This window comes from Paenibacillus sp. PastF-3, assembly GCF_029893135.1.
Taxonomy (GTDB): Bacteria; Bacillota; Bacilli; order Paenibacillales; family Paenibacillaceae; genus Paenibacillus_AQ; species Paenibacillus_AQ nitricinens.
The window spans coordinates 257,422-275,246 of sequence record NZ_JARXWM010000009.1 but is presented as its reverse complement, the minus strand read 5'-3'; the positions used below and the strand labels follow the sequence as shown (position 1 = coordinate 275,246).

The following is a 17,825-nucleotide window of genomic DNA, read 5'->3' as shown; positions in this document are numbered from 1 at the left end:
AAAAGAAAGAGACTGAAGCATTCATGGCGATATTTAATTATAATTCTGAGCGACCCTTCAGAGGTAATCCCGATCTGCATCTCCATTACTGGGGGCGGGAGCAGTGTCTGCCTGGGCATTTTTTCGGACCCGGGGTTCGTGACGTTTACAAAATACATTTCATTCATGAGGGAACTGGAAAGGTATCTGTGGGTGAACAGACCCATATCCTGCAAGCGGGACAAGCTTTTCTTACTTACCCTCATATCGTTACTTCTTATGCAGCGGACCTGACTAATCCCTGGATCTATTCCTGGGTAGCCTTTACCGGAGAACAGGTATCTTATATTTTATCCAAAACCTCCTTGTCGCCTGAGCAGCCAATCTTCCCGATGGATGAACAGCTTATGCCTAATCTCTACGAACGTCTGACAGAAGCAGCCGACACTTCAGATTGTCTTGACCTGCCGCTAAAAGCGATTATGTATGATTTTTTCTCCCTCTTACTACAAGCGGTGCCAGCTATTCCGGATGTACTTCCTTTACCGCGTCAAAAGAGTATTTACGTCGAGCAAAGTCTGCACTTTTTGCATACACATTATTGTGAGAACATTTCGGTGGAAATGCTGTCTTCTTCTCTCAAGCTGGATCGCAAATATTTATCTTCCTTGTTCAAACGGACCATTGGTATGCCACCACAGCAGTATTTATTGAATTACCGTGTCGCTAAAGCATGCGAGCTTCTGACAGAAACCTTCTGTACTATTGGTGAGATCTCGCGTTCCGTCGGCTATCAGGACCCCTTACTCTTTTCGCGGATGTTCAAGAAGGTGAAAGGTTGTTCTCCAAAAGAATACCGTGTCCGTCATCTCAAAAATGACATTGTGCTATAAACTTCTTCCTTGCTGACATACGTTTGTCCGGGATCTTTCGCTACAATAAGGACGTAACTTAATCAGAAATAAGTCTTTTTAGGAGGAACTAATGATGTATAACGCAAGCGCTACCAGATATGACAATATGAAATATAACCGCACTGGAAAAAGCGGTCTACTCCTTCCGGCGATCTCACTTGGACTATGGCATAACTTTGGCGGAAACGACTTATTCGAGAATGGTCGCGCGATGGCAAGAAGAGCTTTCGATCTTGGAATCACGCATTTTGATCTCGCTAATAACTACGGTCCCCCAGCTGGCTCCGCAGAAGAAAGCTTTGGTCAAATCCTTAAGAAGGATCTTGCTCCTTATCGTGATGAAATGGTCATCTCTACTAAGGCTGGATATTATATGTGGGCCGGTCCTTATGGCGAATGGGGCTCCAAGAAATATCTCGTCTCCAGTCTGGATCAAAGCTTGAAACGTATGGGCCTTGATTATGTAGATATTTTCTATCACCACCGTCCAGATCCGAATACACCACTGGAAGAGACAATGGCTGCGCTGGATCTTATTGTACGTCAAGGTAAAGCGCTGTATGTTGGGATTTCGAATTACAACCCTGAACAGACACGCGAAGCGGCACAAATTCTGCGTCGACTCGGAACGCCATGCCTGATTCATCAACCTAACTACTCCATGATGTCCCGCTGGATTGAAGATGGCTTGCAGGATGTATTGGCTGAGGAAGGTATCGGTTCGATTGTGTTCTCCCCACTACAAGGAGGCATTCTGACAGACCGCTATCTAAACGGAATCGCTCCTGATTCTCGTGCTGCTGGACCTAGTGTATTCCTGTCCGAGAATGCTATTACTGAAGAGGCGATTGGCAAAGTTCGCAAACTGAACGAGATTGCTGCTGCACGTGGACAAAAAATGTCTCAGCTAGCATTGTCTTGGGTACTCCGCGGAGGTAAAGTCACGTCTGCTCTGATCGGCGCAAGTAAGGTGAGCCAGATTGAAGATGCTGTCGCTTCCTTGAATGCACCGGAGCTAAGCACAGAAGAGCTGGAGCAAATCGAGACGATTTTGCGAGGATAATTATAGATTAAACCATAAAGACGGCCTATGAGGTCAGGCAGCTTAAGCTGCTCTGGCGCTTCATGGGTCTTCTTTTTGATATAGATATTGTATGTCTTCAGTACGGGTAGATTTATGCGCTACTCACCCAAAGATCTGCGTGATATACACCATAATTAATAATCCAAAAATAAATGAATACGTCGAAGGCCGTTCGTAACCATGACCGTGACTCTCCGGAATCAGCTCCTTGTAGACGATAAAGAGCATCGCTCCTGCGGCAAAAGCGAGACCATAGCCCACTACATTCTGTAGGTAGCTTGCAGTGAAATACCCAATAACCGCAGACACCATCTCCATTAGTCCGGTAAGTGTAACGATTCCCAACGCTTTTAGCTTGCTTGTTCTAGAATTCATCAGGAAGACTGCGAGTATTAATCCTTCTGGCATGTTTTGCGCACCAATAGCTATTGCCACGGTCGGACCCAGACTCGCCTGCTCGCTGGCATAACTGAATCCTGTACTGAGACCTTCTGGGATGTTATGAATAAACAGCGCAATCAAAACGAGCAGTGCCTTCGAATCCATATTGGTATATCCGGGTTTATTCTCCACGTCGATATGCGGGATGTTGTTTTCAATTAAATCAAGCAACAGCACTCCTGTAATCAGACCTAAGGTTAAAGCGATAATACCTGATTCTTTAATCGCTTGTGGCATGAGTCCAAATGTAGAAGCCGATACCATTATACCTGCAGTAAAAGCCACGAGAACGTCCTTCCATTTCTCAGATAACCTCTTCACGAACAAGATCGGAAATGCTCCAAGAACGGTAGCCATTGCCGATACAAAGCTCCCAATAAGCGCAGATTCCAAGCTTTCAACTCCTTTGGTACAAGTTCGGATAGACCAACATATGTTAACACAAAAAATATTAGTACTTATATAGCTTTTCCGAAGGATACGTTAATCATTAAAAGACCTCCCATAGGTATGATTCATACCCTAAGGAGGTCTTGTCTAACCTGTAATAATGCGATTCCGTTACACTAGCTTCTTCCGAATCATGCCGGAAATCAAATCAATAATCGTAATCATCACAATGATGCCTAATAGTATGATCCCGACACGATCCCAATTCCGTGAACTGAGTGCGAAGATTAACGGTGTGCCAATCCCACCTGCCCCAATCATACCCAGAATCGTAGCCGAACGAACATTAATTTCGAACCTGTATAAAGTATAGGATAGAAAGCCTGGCAATACCTGTGGCACAACAGCAAACCATAACACCTGCATACGGCTGGCACCAGATGAGATTAAAGCCTCAAGTGGACCGTTATCAATATTCTCAATCTCATCCGCGAACAATTTGCCGAGCATGCCCACGGAATGCAGACCCAGAGCCAGTACACCCGCAAATGAACCCGGCCCAACAGCCTTGATGAACAGCAAGGCCATAATGATCTCAGGGAATGTCCGTATAAAACTTAATACCAGCTTACCGGAACTTGAAATAGCCTTTCCCTTACTCATATTGACGGCTGCCCAAAATGCAAAAGGAATACATAAAAAGGTCGAGATAAAAGTCCCTAAGATTGAAATTGCTAACGTCTCAAGCAAGCCCCGAAGCAGATCCTCCCCATCCGGTAAATAAACGAAGGCCCAATCAGGTGAGAATATCCCAGCAAAGATTGCCTTAGTAATGATCCCGGCGGTTTCTTTAAATCCATTAAACGGTACTCCCGAAAAAGCCCAAATATATACTGCCGCTAATGCCACATAAATCAGCCAGCGGAAGCGGTTTTTACGAGGTTTGGGGACAAGGGTATTCCATGATTTACTCATATTAATTTCTCCCGCAGCTTAGTGCTTACATAATCAATAATCAATACTACTGCTAATGTGAACAAGATAATGGTGCAAGTCTTATCGTATTCTAAGAAACCTAATGTCACTTCATAGTAATGGCCGATTCCGCCCGCTCCTACCAGACCTAGAACCGCTGCAGCACGGACATTGATTTCAAAAGCATACAGCACATAAGACATGAAATGAGCCTGTACTTGCGGAATGACTCCGAAGATAATTCGTTGAGTCTTATTCGCTCCGACTGAAGTCATGGCTTCCAAAGGCCCCTGTTCAATCGTCTCCAACGCTTCATAGGTAAGCTTAGCGATCAGCCCCAGCGAAAATACTGTCAAAGCAAAGATCCCTGGAAGTGCACCGAGTCCGAAGATGGCAACAAAAATAGAAGCCAGCAGTAGATCGGGAATGGTGCGGATCAAATTCAGCAGCATACGCACCGGATAATGAAGCCATCGGCTGTGCGTAATATTGCTTGCACACAGCAGTGCAACGGGAACCGCGAGAATGGCACCAAACGTTGTACCGACTAGTGCCATCCGGATCGTCTCCAGCATCGCATCTATAATATTGTCAAAATACCCCCAGTTTGGAGGGAACATTTCCTTAAGCAGATCAAACATATTCGGCAGACCAGAGATTAGCTCTCCTAAGGATGAATCGGTCAAGACCGCACTTCTCCATAGTAATACTACTAATATAAAGGCTGTAAAATAATGCTTTATCTTCCTTGGCGGTTTGGGATGTAGCTTCTCTGCATTCACACTCATCTCACATGCCTCCGATTACAGGCTCACCTAACAACTCATCCTGATGAATCGGTCTGCCGTAAATCTCAGCAAACTTCTCATCGGTTGCCTCCGATACAGGACCATCGAAGACAACCTCTCCTGCGCGGAGTCCTATAATCCGGGTAGCGTATTCTCTAGCGAGATCGATAAAATGCAAATTCACAATGGTCGTAATTCCAAGCTCTACATTAATCTTTTTCAAATCATCCATAACCTGCTTGGTCGTGAGTGGATCCAGTGAAGCGACAGGTTCATCTGCGAGGATAATTTGCGCCTCCTGTGCAAGAACACGAGCAATAGCCACGCGCTGCTGCTGACCACCAGATAGCTGATCTGCACGGATGTACGCCTTCTCAACGATATTGACGCGATCGAGTGACTCGAAGGCTAAATCGATATCCTTTTGCGGGAATTTACCGAGTATCGTCCGTAGGGTGGAATGATAGCCCACCCGTCCTGCCAATACATTACGAAGCACAGTCGTACGTTTCACTAAGTTGAAGCTTTGGAAGATCATTCCGATATTCCGGCGAATCATTCGTAGCTGGCTTCCCTTCGCATTCGTGATGGAATGCCCGTTTATAAGAATATCGCCTTCCGAAATATCATGAAGCCGGTTAATGGAACGCAGCAAGGTTGACTTCCCCGCTCCGGAAAGACCAACAATAGCTACAAATTCCCCAGCTGGAATCGTCAGATTAATGTTGTTTAAGCCTTTAGTTCCGTTTTGATACGTCTTGGATACATTCTGAAGCTTTATCATGAAATCATTCCTTTGTGTGTTTTCGTATATTCGTATAAAAGAGATAGCCAGATCCGGGGGGGAATCCGGAGCTGGCTATCCTTAATGCCTGTTATACACCAACATCGTTGTATCCTTGAACGGCTTGAACTACTCGGTTTTTACTTTATTGTTGTATTCACGAACAATGTCAAAGTTGCTATCTTGTGACTTCACATAACCTTCATGAGAATAAATTTCTTTAACAATTGCATGTCCTTCTGTGTCAGCTGCGATATCCATGAACGCCTGTTGAATTTTCTCCATCCATTCCTTATTCATATCTGAACGGACCGAAATTGTATCATTAGGGATTTTATCCGTAAAGGCAAGAACACGGGTATCTTCAAATACTTTCGGATAATCTTTAATAACAATATTCCGGGCATCTTGGAAAATAGCAGCTGCGTCTACGTCACCGTTCAGTACAGCAAGTACGCCTTGGTCATGTCCCTTAACCGTAATGGCTTGTACATCCTTCAGCGGATCAAGTCCTGCATCCATCAGTGTTGCTGCCGGCCATACAAAACCTGCAGAGGATGTAACGTTTTGATAGGCGATTTTTTTGCCTTTCAAATCGGCAACGGATTGGATGGCAGAATCTTTCTTAACGATGATCATAGATTTATAGAAATCAGCTAATTCATCTGTTGGAGCGCCAGTTTCATCATTTACACCAAAACGTTGAGCTTGAAGAATAACTTCAGCAGCTCCTTTTTCTTTAGCTAATACATAAGCTGTTGGAGGAAGGAAACCTACATCCACTTTTTTGGAAGCCATAGCTTCGATAACCGTGTTGTAATCAGTAGAGACACTTACTTTTACAGGAATACCGAGTTTATCACCCAGTAATTTTTCAAGAGGTTTTGCCTTAGCTTCGAGCGTATCTGCATTTTGAGAAGGAACAAATTGTACGGTAAGCTTCTCTGGAACATAACCCTCTGCTACAGGAGCTGCCGTTTCCTTCGGTGCATTTGTTGCATCTGTTGATCCTTGGTTTGCAGTATTAGCAGTGTTATTAGCACCACAACCACTAAGCAATGTAATAGACATCATTAGCGGCAATACGAATTTACTTATTTTTCTCAAACGAAAGACCTCCACTGTTTTCTTTTTTTTAGTACTTCTAGACTATAAAGTTTTTGTATTAAATCTAGAGCATCTAACTATCAAATAAATGTAAAATTTATTCCAATCTCTTAAAGTTTCCAAATTATCTGATAGAATGGGGTCTGAACTTATTATCCGTAGGAGGCTACCCATGAATAAAGACAATAACTTAACCTGTGAAATCCTCATAACAAGTGATCTCCATGGGCATTTAAGTCCCATTGATTATCGTACGGGTGAGAAACAACAAAAAGGCTTAGCAACCATTGCCAGCCTCATTAAACAAGAAAGAGCCCATTGTCCGGAGCTGATTCTTCTGGATAACGGTGATCTTATTCAAGGTACACCGCTAGCTTATTATGCAGCAACACAGTACAGTAATGAATTAAATCCAGGGATCGCTGCACTGAACGAATTAAAATATGATGCCGCAATTATCGGCAACCATGAATTTAATTTTGGGAAGCCACTACTCCATAAAGCCATTCAAGATTCCAAATTCCCTTGGTTATCGGCTGGAATAATAGATCAAACGACAAGTAAACCGGCATTCGGTAAACCTTATATCATCAAATGGGTAGACGATAAAATCAAAGTGGCCATTCTTGGAGTTACCACACATTACATTCCACACTGGGAGAATCCTGTCCATATTGAAGGGCTTCAATTTAAAGATGCTTTAGAGACTGTAAAACTTTGGTGTGCCACTATACGAGAAGAAGAGCAACCCGATTTGCTCGTTGTAGCTTATCATGGCGGGTTCGAGCGCGATCTACTTAACGGAGAACCTGTTGAGAGATTAACTGGAGAGAATCAAGCTTACGCTATGTGTGCAGAGGTAGAAGGATTAGACGTATTAATTACCGGACATCAGCATCGCTCTATTGCTAGTGAATTAAATGGTATAACGATCATACAGCCTGGTTGTAATGGACATTCCCTTGGTAAAATTTCAGTAGTCTTTCAAAAAGAAAACGGGCATTGGAAGATTAAGAGTAAACATGCCGAGCTTCTTACTCTGGACGACAAAACAGCTGTAGATGATACAATTGTAGGTCTGAGCAGCACGCTCGAATCAGAAACAGAAACCTGGTTGGATGAGAGAATAGGTACAGTGATCGGTGACCTATCTATTTCTAGTGCAGATGAATGCCGAATGGCTGACCATCCCTTTATAGAATTTATGAATAAGGTTCAAATGGAGGCTTCAGGCGTAGAGATTTCGACAGCCGCTTTACTCAGTAACGATTGCAAAGGTTTCAGTAATACCATTACACGGAGAGACATTCTTTCAAACTTCATTTATCCTAACACGCTAACGGTTCTTAGGCTGACCGGGCATGATATTAAAGAGGCACTGGAACAAACCGCCAACTATTTTCAAAAGGATACTGAGGGGAATGTAATTGTTAACCCTGCTTATGTAGAACCTAAATCGCAGCATTACAATTATGATATGTGGGAAGGCATCCACTACGAGCTTCATATTGATAACCCTGTAGGCAAAAGAGTCCTCCATCTGCTGTATCGTGGACAGCCTGTAGAGGACGCTAAAGAATATGATGTGGTTATGAATAACTATAGAGCCAGCGGTGGCGGAGATTATGAGATGTATAAAGGTAAACCGATTGTCAAAGAAATACTGATCGACATGTCTGAAATTGTCACGAATTACATTGAAAACCGCGGCCAAATTGAAGCTACCTGCGATCACAACTGGAGAGTGGTTTAGGTTGTGCTGATGAATGCCTCAATATCAGTTTCAATCAGCTTTAAAGCACCTCTCCAAAAATCAATGGAGTGAACATCTATATCCATAGTTTTCGCTAATTCAACAATATCAAGATTGCTAGTGTCACTAAGGAACGCACGATATTTAGAAGCGAAATCCTTACCCTGCTTTAAATATTCTGCATACAATCCTTTAGAGAATAACAGACCGAAAGAATACGGAAAATTCATAAATTCATAACCAGCCATAAAATATCCGGCCTTGTTCATCCACATGTACGGATGGATCGTGTCAGTTGCAATGCTCTCTCCATAAGCTTCCTTCATACAAGCAATCATCAATTCATTTAATTCTTGCACAGGCAGCGGACCTAATGCTCTTTTCTCATATAATTTAAGCTCAAATAAATAACGGGCATAGAAATCCACAAGATAATATCCGGCATCGGAAATGCTTCTCTCCAAAATAAGATGAGCTTCCTTCTTGGCGGAGCTTGCGATTAAAGCTTGATTCACAATCGTCTCGCAAAAGATCGAAGCCGTTTCAGCTATTGGAATCGGATAATCCGTGTTCAACATCGTTTCATGCGCTAGACAGGAGCTATGATAGGCATGACCAAGCTCATGGGCAAGAATACTAATATCTATAGCATTGCCAGTGAACTGAGTCATGATCCTGCTCTCGCCTATCGGAAAAATATCAATGCACAGCCCAAAGCCGCCCTTACCGGCCTTTGGTTCTGCATCAATCCATCGCTGATCAAAAGCCTTTTGAGCTAAGTTGGCCAATTCCTCGCTAAAGGTTGCGAAGCTTGAGACGATTGTTTTTTGAGCATCTTCGTAAGAAATTTTCATACTTTCTTCACCTATAGGTGCAAATATATCGTAAAAAGGCAGCTTTGTGGAATGTCCCAGCAGTTCGGCTTTCTTTTGATAATAGGTATGAAAAGCTGGCAAACTCTCCTGAAGAGCGGCGAGCATTGCCGACAAAGTTTCACTGTCCATTCGCGATGCCACTAACACCTTTTCCAGAGAAGATTGATATCCACGCATGCCATAAATCGTTAGCGCCTCACCACTTATTCCATTCATGCAAGCTGCACAAACCCCAGCAATACGGCTGCAAGCTTCAGCCTCGGCTTCATAAGCCGCTTTTCTTAATGCAGCGTTATTCTCATAGGCCATACTCCTTAGTTCCGCAAGCGTTGCTTGTTTCGACTCCCCTTTCACCATCACATCTGCTAGAGTACTTGAGGCGGTCTCCATGTATAACCTTCCCCAAGCTTTGGACCCTGTACTTTGCATTTGGGCAATGGCAACCTCCACGTCCTCATTTAACACATAGCGGGATTGTAAAAGAAGCTCATTCAAGTAGAATTGATGCTGCAAAAGATAAGGTGAGCTATCAATAAGCTCATCCAGGTGATCACATGTACTAATCCAACGTTTAAAACCCGCAGCTACACCAGCAATCTCTGAGCTGACCTGTTCGATATCATCGGCAAGATTCATAGCCTGTTCACAGTTGCTATCTGCACTAAGCGTTAACTCCGCATAAGCTAACAAGCATACATATACACTTTTATAATCGTTGTAGAGTCTTAGAAAGTCCTCGATCGCTGCGACGGAAACACCCTCACGCTTTAGATTGCCCTCAGCCCAGGCTTTTAAATCTATAATAAGTTGACCTAGTAGCTGGCGATCCGCTTTTAACTTCTCTGATTCAAACGAAGGATATAAGCTATCCAAATTCCATGTCATATTCATTATTGATTCTCTCCTAACCTTTGCCCATCTCCAGATTTACTCATTATAACGTCCTATGCGGATAAAGTCTGGATATTGCTTTCGAACGGGAAAAAACATAAAAAAAAGGACCCCGCCATCGTCCGGCGGGGTCAAGGTCTATATTATAAGGGGGTTATGTGATTACTATAACCCTCTTAGCTTAAAAGAACATGAAAGAGACATAAAGATTGGCTTAATCTACCGATCTCTGTCCTCTGCATCAACAAAAAAAGGACCCTGCCATCGTCCGGCAGGGTCAAGGTCTATATTTAAGGGGGTTATGTGATTACTATAACCCCCTTAGCTTAAAACGATATGAATAGTACCTAAAGATTAGCTTAATCTGAAATTCCCCTTATTGACTTAAAGCTGAAGGGTTACTTCTAGACTTTGTAATCTGAATCCCAATATAAATCATTAGAAACAACACCATGAATCCAGCAGAATAACGATACATCATCCCATAATTGGATGCTGCCGAAATCGCCCCAAGAATGATGGCTCCACTCGCTACCCCTAGATCCGTTGAGTTATAAAACATACTGTTTGCCATGCCATACTGTGCAGGTGTAGAAGTTCGAAGCATCCATGCCTGTATAGTTGGCTGAATAGCTCCAAAGCCGAGTCCATAGAGCAATGCCGATACAATGAGCATTGGCATGGATGTTGTATACGAGAGCACTGCTAAGCTCGCGACGACACAAAACGCTGCGGGAATCAAAACAGCAGCGGGTCCTCTTTTATCAAATAATCTGCCGGAAATCGGTCTAATGATGATGATCGTAATTGCGTTAAATAAGAAGAACAAACCCACTTGCTCTAAATGTACCGATTCGCCGAACAAAGCGATAAAACTAAGTAATCCCCCATAAGTGATCGCGAGCAGGACATTCAGAATTGCGGGCAATACTAACTTTTTATTAAAAGGAACCTTGAGAGGTTTAGGTGATTCAATGGTTTGCTCAATCGATTGTTTTTTGCGGTGAGCTGGAAGCGAACGTGAGAACAATAGGACTGGAAAGGCAAGAAGCAGGGTGAATGTTCCGATCATCGCCAGTGTTCCAAACCCCGAATGCTTCATTACGTTCAAACCAATCATTGGACCAATGGACATTGCAAGACTGCTTGATAAGCCAAAATAGCCGATCCCTTCGCCCATTCTTTTGCTAGGAATAATCTGTGAAACAATTGTGGGAATAATCGTGCTGGCAATCCCGAATCCAATCCCATAGCCTACACGCATCAGCAGTAGTGACCCGATTGAATCTGCTGCCACATAAAGACCGGTTATGGCGGCCGCGATGGCTAAGCCAATATACAATAATACATTGCGGCTAACCTTTCGCATCAGAAAAGCAGTCATAAAACGTGAAGCAATCGCAGTTAGTGCAAATACACTTGTGACCAAGCTGACCATAATATCACTGGCTTGAAATTCACTTTTCACATAAGACGGAAATGAAGATAGCAGCATCTGTAAATTCATAAATAAAAATAAAGCACTAAACGTTAAAGCAATAAAAGATTTAGTCCAAAGTTTCGTACGTAATTCTTGTTGTTCTGGCATAACTTACCTTCCTACTCTCCATCATTTATTTGATCAATGTGATTGTTTATTCTTAGCAGCAACCCCATGAGTTGCTCATATTCATCACTAGAAATACAGTTCTTAATTTCATCTGTGACCTGATCCTCAATAGGGAAGGTTTCCTTAATTAGAGCTCTTCCTTTTTCCGTAATATAGACTTTAAAAGAACGTCGATCATTCTCCCCGGTTTTTTTATAGATCAGTCCTTTTCCCTCCAAGTGATCCAGAATTCGCGTCGTAGTTGGTTTATCCTTACCCGAACGCTTCGCGATGTCCTTCTGAATCAGCCCTTCCGTCCTGTCGACTTGAAACAGAACTGACCATTGCTCAGGTGTTATATCATATTCTTTTAACCCATTTTGGAATAACGCACTTAATTTACGATAGGTCGTTCCCATCATAAATCCTAAAGTAAGTTCAGATGAGTTATGCTTTATCGTCATGATCAGCCCTCTTCTCATTTCATTTTCGTTTTAAATAGTTGCATAAACAATTATATTCTAGACAACTAAATTTGTAAAGGTGAGACAAAATTATAAACTAACTATTATTAAGTAGCTTGACAAAGTTAACTGAACACGGTATTATTATCTCATGTTAAAGATACTTAACTTAAAGACAACTAGAGCTAAGCACTCTTAAGATTATTTTTTTAAAGGTTGTGTAATTCATGGGATTTCTAGCCAAACTATTTGGTAGAACAAAAATCGAGGAGGAACAAACAATGTCTAAATTAACCATCGGTATCATTCTAGGAAGTACTCGTCAAGGCCGTTTAAGCCCACAAGTAGGGGAATGGGTTAAAAAGGTAGCAGATGCACGTGGAGATGCTAATTATGAGATCGTTGATATCGCGGACTTTAAACTTCCACTAATGGGAGAAGTAGATGCTACTGAGCAAGCAACTGCTTGGAATACAAAACTTGCTACGTTAGACGGTTTCGTATTTATCGTTCAAGAATATAACCACAGTATTTCCGCATCACTGAAAAATGCACTCGATTACGCACGTGAAGCTTGGAATAACAAAGCAGCGGGAATCGTAAGTTATGGTTCCGTAGGCGGCGCTCGTGCAGCTGAGCATTTACGTGGCATTTTGGGGGAACTTTCTGTAGCAGACGTTCGTGTCCATCCTGCCCTGTCCCTGTTCACTGATTTCGAGAACGGTTCTGTGTTCAAACCAGCAGATCTTCACCTGACCAATGTAAATGGCATGCTTGATCAAGTGTTGGCTTGGAGCGGTGCGCTCAAGACGCTTCGTTAAGATTAGCCTGCTTTAATATGATGAAATACACCTCTTAGAATAGACATTGATAAACCTATGGTTTGTCCGGTCGATTCTAGGGGGTGTATTTTTTGTGTGTGATGAAATAACCACTGTATAGAGTCTTTTCTCGCATAATCAGCGAGGATATCAATCTACAACAAGGAGCAATGATCATATGGTTTGTGCTTGCATTATTAACAGCTCACGCTTGGGAAGAGCGGGTGTTTGGGATGAAGTGCCCGGGCCATCGCATCTATATAGCACTGAACGGCGCGCTGACTCACTTCCGCTTCTGGAACGAATATTTCGAAAAGATGAAAACATCCGGGATACAGGTGAAATTCGATATCTACACCTGCTTGCGCAAGTCGTGTTACATATTCGATCGTCTCATCTCGGAATAGATCAAGCTGACCTACACAGGTATAGGTTGGTGGCAGTCCAGCTAAATTCTCCGCTCTCGTTGGTACCGCATAGGAAGATATCCTGCTGGCATCGTTCTCCTCGCCCAGGTACATGTTCCAAGCCGTTAAGTTGTCCGTCCGGTTCCAGATTGCACCTTCTTCCGTAATCTCATGGCTTGATGGTGTAATGTTACGGTTGTCGAGCATCGGGTACAACGGCATCTGAAAGATAATGGATGGTCCACCTTTATCTCTTGCCATCAGCGCAAGTGCTGCAGTCAGCCCGCCGCCACCGCTTGCACCAGCAATCGCAACCCGATTCTCATCAATGCCAAGTGATTCCGCTTCCTCCGTCATCCATACTAAGCCAGCATAACAATCTTCGATTGCAGCTGGATAGGGGTGCTCGGGTGCCAGCCTATAATCAACCGACACGACAACACATCTAGCCGTCTGAACAAAGCGTTCACACAACTCGTCGTCCATATCAGGATGTCCTAACACGTATCCGCCCCCGTGAATCCACAGCATAGCTGGAAGCTTGTCAGCATTTCGCCCAGCAGGTTCATAAATTTTTACCAGTATCTCCCCTGCAACACCCGGAATTTTTCGAATGGTTGAGTTTACATGCTCTGACTTCTTCACTGGCGGAGCCGACACTAAACTTCTGCTCCACTCTAAATTCTCTTCCAATTGAAACCCTGGAAATTGTGAATATGCCTCTCTTAATTCTGGTAGTATACGTTTATCGATACTCATGAAAATCCTCCAATACAATAATGATTGCTTGTATAATCCTTATTCCTTCTCAGCTTCCCACTTAGCAATTTCCTCTCGTACTCGTGGAGCAACCTCCGTTCCGAGCAATTCTATAGCCCGCAAGACAAGTTCATGCGGCATCGTGCTTAGTGGAACATACATCATAAAGCGTGTTATTCCTACATGCTTCCGTAGATGAATGATCTTCTGAGCAACTGTTTCCGGATCTCCAACGTACAATGCACCCTCAAAGCTTCGGGCGGCATCATAGCTGTAGCGGTCATAATACGACCATCCTCGCTCTTTGCCGAGCTTGTTCATGCCGTACTGGGTAGATGGAAAAAAGATATCTGCTGCCCGTTCCGTATCTTCTGCGACGAATCCAATCGAATGAGATCCCACCTGAAGCTGCGATACATCATGTCCAGCGCGGGCCGCCGCCTTCTTATACAGCTCTACAAGCGGAGCAAAATTCATTGGATTCCCGCCAATGATCGCCAACATCAATGGCAGACCCAAAAGTCCTGCACGAACGGCGGAGCTTTGCGTACCTCCGCTGCCAATCCATATAGGTAAAGAGTTCTGGACGGGCCGCGGGTATACGCCCAAATTATGAATTGCTGGCCGATGGCCTCCCTTCCATGTTACTTTCTCGGATTCCCGTATTTTCATAAGCAGTTCGATATTTTCATTGAATAGCTCATCATAGTCATGTAAGCCATAACCAAACAACGGAAAGGATTCAACGAATGAACCCCGGCCCGCTATAATCTCGGCTCGTCCATTGGAGATGCCATCAAGCATAGCGAAATCCTGAAACACACGTACAGGATCAGCAGATGAAAGGACCGTCACAGCACTAGTCAGGCGAATCCGTTTAGTTAAGGACGCAGCAGCGGACAACACGATTGCTGGTGAAGAAGCTGCATAATCTTCACGATGATGCTCACCAATACCAAAAACATCAAGTCCCACCTGATCCGCAAGGACGATTTCTTCAACTACTTCTCGTAATCGCTGTGCGTGACTCATCACAATTCCAGTCTCAATATCAGGCTTTGTTTCTACGAACGAAGTAACACCTATTTCCATGATTTATCACACCTCTTTTAATTTTTCTCCTGCACTACTTTTCATAAGTCTCTTCTTCACATTAAGGATGATTTACAATAACGGAACGATTGTTCCATAATAACCAAAAAAAATTATATTCCTGCAATTACAAAGCTTATCATCTCTTTGGCACGTTGCTGATCTTGATCTGCTTTTGCCATGATATTTATGCTTTGATGTAGATTCAGCAATAAATAAGACCACGCTTTGACATCAGTGGTTTTATCAATTTCACCTGATTGTCGGCCTTTTTCCAAAAGCTCGCAAAAAGCCTGTTCTAAATTCAAAAAACTAGTTTTTATCAATTCATTTATTTTTTCATCCCGCGACTCTAATGTTGTAGCTGCATTCGTTACAAAACACCCGCCGGGTAGGCTCGTATCGTACGCTGAAGTAATATGTTGCTCAAAAAATTGTTGAATCCCTGCTCTAACGCTTGACGCCCGTTCAAGAATAACCTGTCTATTGAAGCTAACCTTTTTGTAATGTTCCAGTGCGGCAATGTACAACGTTTGCTTGTCAGAAAAAGTATCGTAAAGACTAGATCGGCTAATGCCCATAACCTGCAGCAAGTCCGGTATGCTTGTTGCCTCATAACCCTTTTTCCAAAACAACAGCATCGCTTGATGTAATGCTTGATCCTCGTTAAACTCTCTTGTCCTTGCCATGAGTAACACCTCCTGTAATGGCAATATAACATATCTGGAACGATCAGTCCAGATAAACTTCGAGAGAAAACCTTACGGTTTGCTTAGCATAGCTGATGACTATAATTAGCCCACAAAAAGACCTGCTCGGTAGGCTTCATCGCTTACGAACAGGTCTTAGTTTATTATTCCGGTCTTTCTATTGAAAATATCTCACCAATCGTAGCGTAATTTGATCCCGCCAAACGACTCACTGCATTTAAGGCTCTAGGGTCAATCCGCCCCTCCTGATAAATCGATTCATCGATATGAAACTGAACAATTTCGCCGATGAACAAATCACTCCCATGTTCTTCTGCTCCTAGAGGTATCGCTTGTACAAGCTTACATTCCATTCGAACCTTTGCTTCCAATACACCAGGTACAGCTATATTTTTACTTGGGACCGGTGTAAGATTGGCAAGTTCAATTTCACTTTCTGCTCTTGGCAATGAAGCAGCGGTTTGATTGATTTTCCCAACATTCTCATCATCTACAATATGCACAACAAACTGATGATTGTTATAGATATTACGGGCTGTATCTTTTAATCGCCCCGCTGGTCTTTGAATAGACAGGGAAACCATTGGAGGATTAGACGAGACGATATTAAAATAGCTAAACGGCGCACCATTCAAAATGCCATCTTCTGATTGAGTAGTGACAAAAGCAATGGGCCTAGGAATAACAGTACCAATTAATAACTTATAATTTTCCCGCTCACTATTTTGCTTCGGATCAATCGAAATCAATCTCCCCAGCTCCTTCTTCACTCTTTCACGAAATCGATCGTGCTTCTAACGGTATCAATAGGGCGTACTAACTTCTCAATTTGCTCACGTTTAGGTTCCAAGAATGGTGGCAATGAAAGCTTTTCTCCAACCGTTTCGTATTCCTCGTCTCCCATAAATCCAGGTCCATCTGTCGCAAGCTCAAACAGGATTTGTGGAGCAACACGTGTATACAGCGACTCGAAGAAATGACGATCCACATAACCTGAGGTACGGAACCCAAAGTCTTCAAAATGCTTAGTCCACTCATCCAGCATGGCCCGATCCTCTACTCGGAAAGCAGCATGGTGAACCGTACCAAAGCCTTGACGCGAATTCGGTAAATCCTCATTATGCTCTACAATAATTTGCGCACCATTTCCGCCTTCGCCGACTTCAAACAAATGATAAGCACCCTCCTGAGCGATTTCTTTAAACAGCATGACTCTTTCCAACATTTCTTTAAAATAGCTGAAGTCAGCTATACGTACAAAGATCGGTCCCAAACCAGTGATCGCAAACTCTAAAGGAATCGGTCCTTTTTGCCATGGTGTGCCTGATGCGACCCCTTCATTAAATTCATCGGAGATAAGTTGATATTGCTGGTCATCAAAATCTACGAAGGATAATGTCTTTTTGCCGAATTGCTCTTTAATTCCAGAATGCTTCACATCCAGGCGATCAAAACGTTTTACCCAGTAGTCTAATGCAGCATCAGTTGGTACTCGGAAGGATGTCTTGGCGATCTCATTGGTTCCGTGAACACCTTTAGGGATATTAGGGAAGTCAAAGAACGTCATATCCGTACCTGCACTGCCCTTATCATCTGCAAAAAACAAGTGATACGTTTGTATATCGTCTTGGTTGACGGTTTTTTTCACTAGACGCATTCCTAATACGTAAGTAAAAAACTCGTAGTTTTTCTCTGCGCTGCTTGTGATGGCTGTTACGTGGTGAATACCTTTTAAATTTCTCATGATTATACACTCCTAAAGTTTAGTTTGATTTTGTACTATAATTCCCTAGATCAAGGAAGATTAAATAAATTATCTTAATGTTAAGATATCAATGAAAAATTTTTGTTCGATATTTGAACGTTATACTATTACTGCCTTCACGCTTATATCTTTACGTTAAATATCTTTACCTTAAGATAAATTTAACACAACTTCGCTATTTATGTCAACCAAACAGACCAAAATAAATCCCTCCACAATTCAATCCTGGAGGGATGAT

17 protein-coding genes are annotated in these 17,825 nt (G+C 42.9%); 4 read left to right on the top strand and 13 right to left on the bottom strand.

Annotated features, from left to right (window positions below; translation table 11 throughout):
* Positions 1-23: 23 nt before the first annotated feature.
* Positions 24-872 carry an AraC family ligand binding domain-containing protein gene (locus M2444_RS19515; protein WP_094877598.1) on the top strand — a complete coding sequence of 283 codons (849 nt, stop codon included), beginning with the start codon at positions 24-26 and terminating at the stop codon, positions 870-872.
* A 94-nt stretch (positions 873-966) separates the two neighbouring features.
* Positions 967-1,956: an aldo/keto reductase gene (locus M2444_RS19510; RefSeq protein WP_373455898.1), complete on the top strand. Its 990-nt coding sequence runs from the start codon at positions 967-969 to the stop codon at positions 1,954-1,956.
* A 123-nt stretch (positions 1,957-2,079) separates the two neighbouring features.
* On the opposite strand, the gene M2444_RS19505 is transcribed toward M2444_RS19510, so the two are convergent.
* From M2444_RS19505 to M2444_RS19485, 5 genes are all read right to left on the bottom strand, one after another.
* Positions 2,080-2,811: a ZIP family metal transporter gene (locus M2444_RS19505; RefSeq protein WP_094877600.1), complete on the bottom strand. Its 732-nt coding sequence runs from the start codon at positions 2,809-2,811 to the stop codon at positions 2,080-2,082.
* 168 nt (positions 2,812-2,979) lie between these two features.
* Positions 2,980-3,783, bottom strand: coding sequence for a phosphonate ABC transporter, permease protein PhnE (gene phnE, locus M2444_RS19500; RefSeq protein WP_094877601.1), 804 nt, complete (start codon positions 3,781-3,783; stop codon positions 2,980-2,982).
* Positions 3,780-4,571: a phosphonate ABC transporter, permease protein PhnE gene (gene phnE / locus M2444_RS19495; protein ID WP_094877602.1), complete on the bottom strand. Its 792-nt coding sequence runs from the start codon at positions 4,569-4,571 to the stop codon at positions 3,780-3,782. The genes phnE (M2444_RS19500) and phnE (M2444_RS19495) overlap by 4 nt, the downstream gene beginning before the upstream one ends.
* Position 4,572: 1 nt before the next feature.
* A complete protein-coding gene (gene phnC, locus M2444_RS19490; RefSeq protein ID WP_094872356.1) occupies positions 4,573-5,355 on the bottom strand; it encodes a phosphonate ABC transporter ATP-binding protein in 783 nt (260 codons plus the stop codon).
* 129 nt (positions 5,356-5,484) lie between these two features.
* On the bottom strand, positions 5,485-6,462 hold the full coding sequence (locus M2444_RS19485; RefSeq protein ID WP_094872358.1) for a phosphate/phosphite/phosphonate ABC transporter substrate-binding protein: 978 nt from the start codon (positions 6,460-6,462) through the stop codon (positions 5,485-5,487).
* A gap of 172 nt (positions 6,463-6,634) precedes the next feature.
* On the opposite strand from M2444_RS19485, the gene M2444_RS19480 reads away from it, so the two are divergent.
* A complete protein-coding gene (locus M2444_RS19480) occupies positions 6,635-8,215 on the top strand; it encodes a bifunctional metallophosphatase/5'-nucleotidase (protein ID WP_094877603.1) in 1,581 nt (526 codons plus the stop codon).
* On the opposite strand, the gene M2444_RS19475 is transcribed toward M2444_RS19480, so the two are convergent.
* The 3 genes from M2444_RS19475 to M2444_RS19465 form a co-directional block, all read right to left on the bottom strand.
* Positions 8,212-9,981, bottom strand: a complete 1,770-nt coding sequence (locus tag M2444_RS19475) for a M3 family oligoendopeptidase (protein ID WP_280787807.1) — start codon at positions 9,979-9,981, stop codon at positions 8,212-8,214. The genes M2444_RS19480 and M2444_RS19475 overlap by 4 nt on opposite strands.
* Before the next feature lie 376 nt (positions 9,982-10,357).
* A complete protein-coding gene (locus M2444_RS19470) occupies positions 10,358-11,569 on the bottom strand; it encodes an MFS transporter (RefSeq protein WP_280787806.1) in 1,212 nt (403 codons plus the stop codon).
* Positions 11,570-11,580: 11 nt separating this feature from the next.
* Positions 11,581-12,033 (bottom strand): MarR family winged helix-turn-helix transcriptional regulator, encoded by a 453-nt coding sequence (locus tag M2444_RS19465; RefSeq protein ID WP_094872365.1) that lies wholly within the window; start codon positions 12,031-12,033, stop codon positions 11,581-11,583.
* A 281-nt stretch (positions 12,034-12,314) separates the two neighbouring features.
* On the opposite strand from M2444_RS19465, the gene M2444_RS19460 reads away from it, so the two are divergent.
* Positions 12,315-12,854, top strand: coding sequence for an NADPH-dependent FMN reductase (locus tag M2444_RS19460; RefSeq protein ID WP_280787805.1), 540 nt, complete (start codon positions 12,315-12,317; stop codon positions 12,852-12,854).
* A 197-nt stretch (positions 12,855-13,051) separates the two neighbouring features.
* Here M2444_RS19460 and M2444_RS19455 read toward each other — a convergent pair whose 3' ends face one another.
* From M2444_RS19455 to M2444_RS19435, 5 genes are all read right to left on the bottom strand, one after another.
* A complete protein-coding gene (locus M2444_RS19455; protein ID WP_280787804.1) occupies positions 13,052-14,020 on the bottom strand; it encodes an alpha/beta hydrolase in 969 nt (322 codons plus the stop codon).
* A 39-nt stretch (positions 14,021-14,059) separates the two neighbouring features.
* Complete coding sequence (locus tag M2444_RS19450) at positions 14,060-15,112, bottom strand: LLM class flavin-dependent oxidoreductase (RefSeq protein WP_280787803.1); 1,053 nt, start codon at positions 15,110-15,112, stop codon at positions 14,060-14,062.
* A gap of 113 nt (positions 15,113-15,225) precedes the next feature.
* On the bottom strand, positions 15,226-15,801 hold the full coding sequence (locus M2444_RS19445; RefSeq protein ID WP_143812169.1) for a TetR/AcrR family transcriptional regulator: 576 nt from the start codon (positions 15,799-15,801) through the stop codon (positions 15,226-15,228).
* A 164-nt stretch (positions 15,802-15,965) separates the two neighbouring features.
* Positions 15,966-16,571, bottom strand: a complete 606-nt coding sequence (locus M2444_RS19440) for a flavin reductase family protein (RefSeq protein ID WP_280787802.1) — start codon at positions 16,569-16,571, stop codon at positions 15,966-15,968.
* 17 nt (positions 16,572-16,588) lie between these two features.
* Positions 16,589-17,566 (bottom strand): ring-cleaving dioxygenase, encoded by a 978-nt coding sequence (locus M2444_RS19435; protein WP_280787801.1) that lies wholly within the window; start codon positions 17,564-17,566, stop codon positions 16,589-16,591.
* Positions 17,567-17,825 lie beyond the last annotated feature (259 nt).

Coding starts and splice junctions, on each gene's coding strand:
- M2444_RS19515 (WP_094877598.1), top strand. CDS start 24: ATGGCGATATTTAATTATAATTCTGAGCGACCCTTCAGAGGTAATCCC.
- M2444_RS19510 (WP_373455898.1), top strand. CDS start 967: ATGTATAACGCAAGCGCTACCAGATATGACAATATGAAATATAACCGC.
- phnE (WP_094877601.1), bottom strand. CDS start 3,783: ATGAGTAAATCATGGAATACCCTTGTCCCCAAACCTCGTAAAAACCGC.
- phnE (WP_094877602.1), bottom strand. CDS start 4,571: ATGAGTGTGAATGCAGAGAAGCTACATCCCAAACCGCCAAGGAAGATA.
- phnC (WP_094872356.1), bottom strand. CDS start 5,355: ATGATAAAGCTTCAGAATGTATCCAAGACGTATCAAAACGGAACTAAA.
- M2444_RS19480 (WP_094877603.1), top strand. CDS start 6,635: ATGAATAAAGACAATAACTTAACCTGTGAAATCCTCATAACAAGTGAT.
- M2444_RS19475 (WP_280787807.1), bottom strand. CDS start 9,981: ATGAATATGACATGGAATTTGGATAGCTTATATCCTTCGTTTGAATCA.
- M2444_RS19470 (WP_280787806.1), bottom strand. CDS start 11,569: ATGCCAGAACAACAAGAATTACGTACGAAACTTTGGACTAAATCTTTT.
- M2444_RS19465 (WP_094872365.1), bottom strand. CDS start 12,033: ATGACGATAAAGCATAACTCATCTGAACTTACTTTAGGATTTATGATG.
- M2444_RS19460 (WP_280787805.1), top strand. CDS start 12,315: ATGTCTAAATTAACCATCGGTATCATTCTAGGAAGTACTCGTCAAGGC.
- M2444_RS19455 (WP_280787804.1), bottom strand. CDS start 14,020: ATGAGTATCGATAAACGTATACTACCAGAATTAAGAGAGGCATATTCA.
- M2444_RS19450 (WP_280787803.1), bottom strand. CDS start 15,112: ATGGAAATAGGTGTTACTTCGTTCGTAGAAACAAAGCCTGATATTGAG.
- M2444_RS19445 (WP_143812169.1), bottom strand. CDS start 15,801: ATGGCAAGGACAAGAGAGTTTAACGAGGATCAAGCATTACATCAAGCG.
- M2444_RS19435 (WP_280787801.1), bottom strand. CDS start 17,566: ATGAGAAATTTAAAAGGTATTCACCACGTAACAGCCATCACAAGCAGC.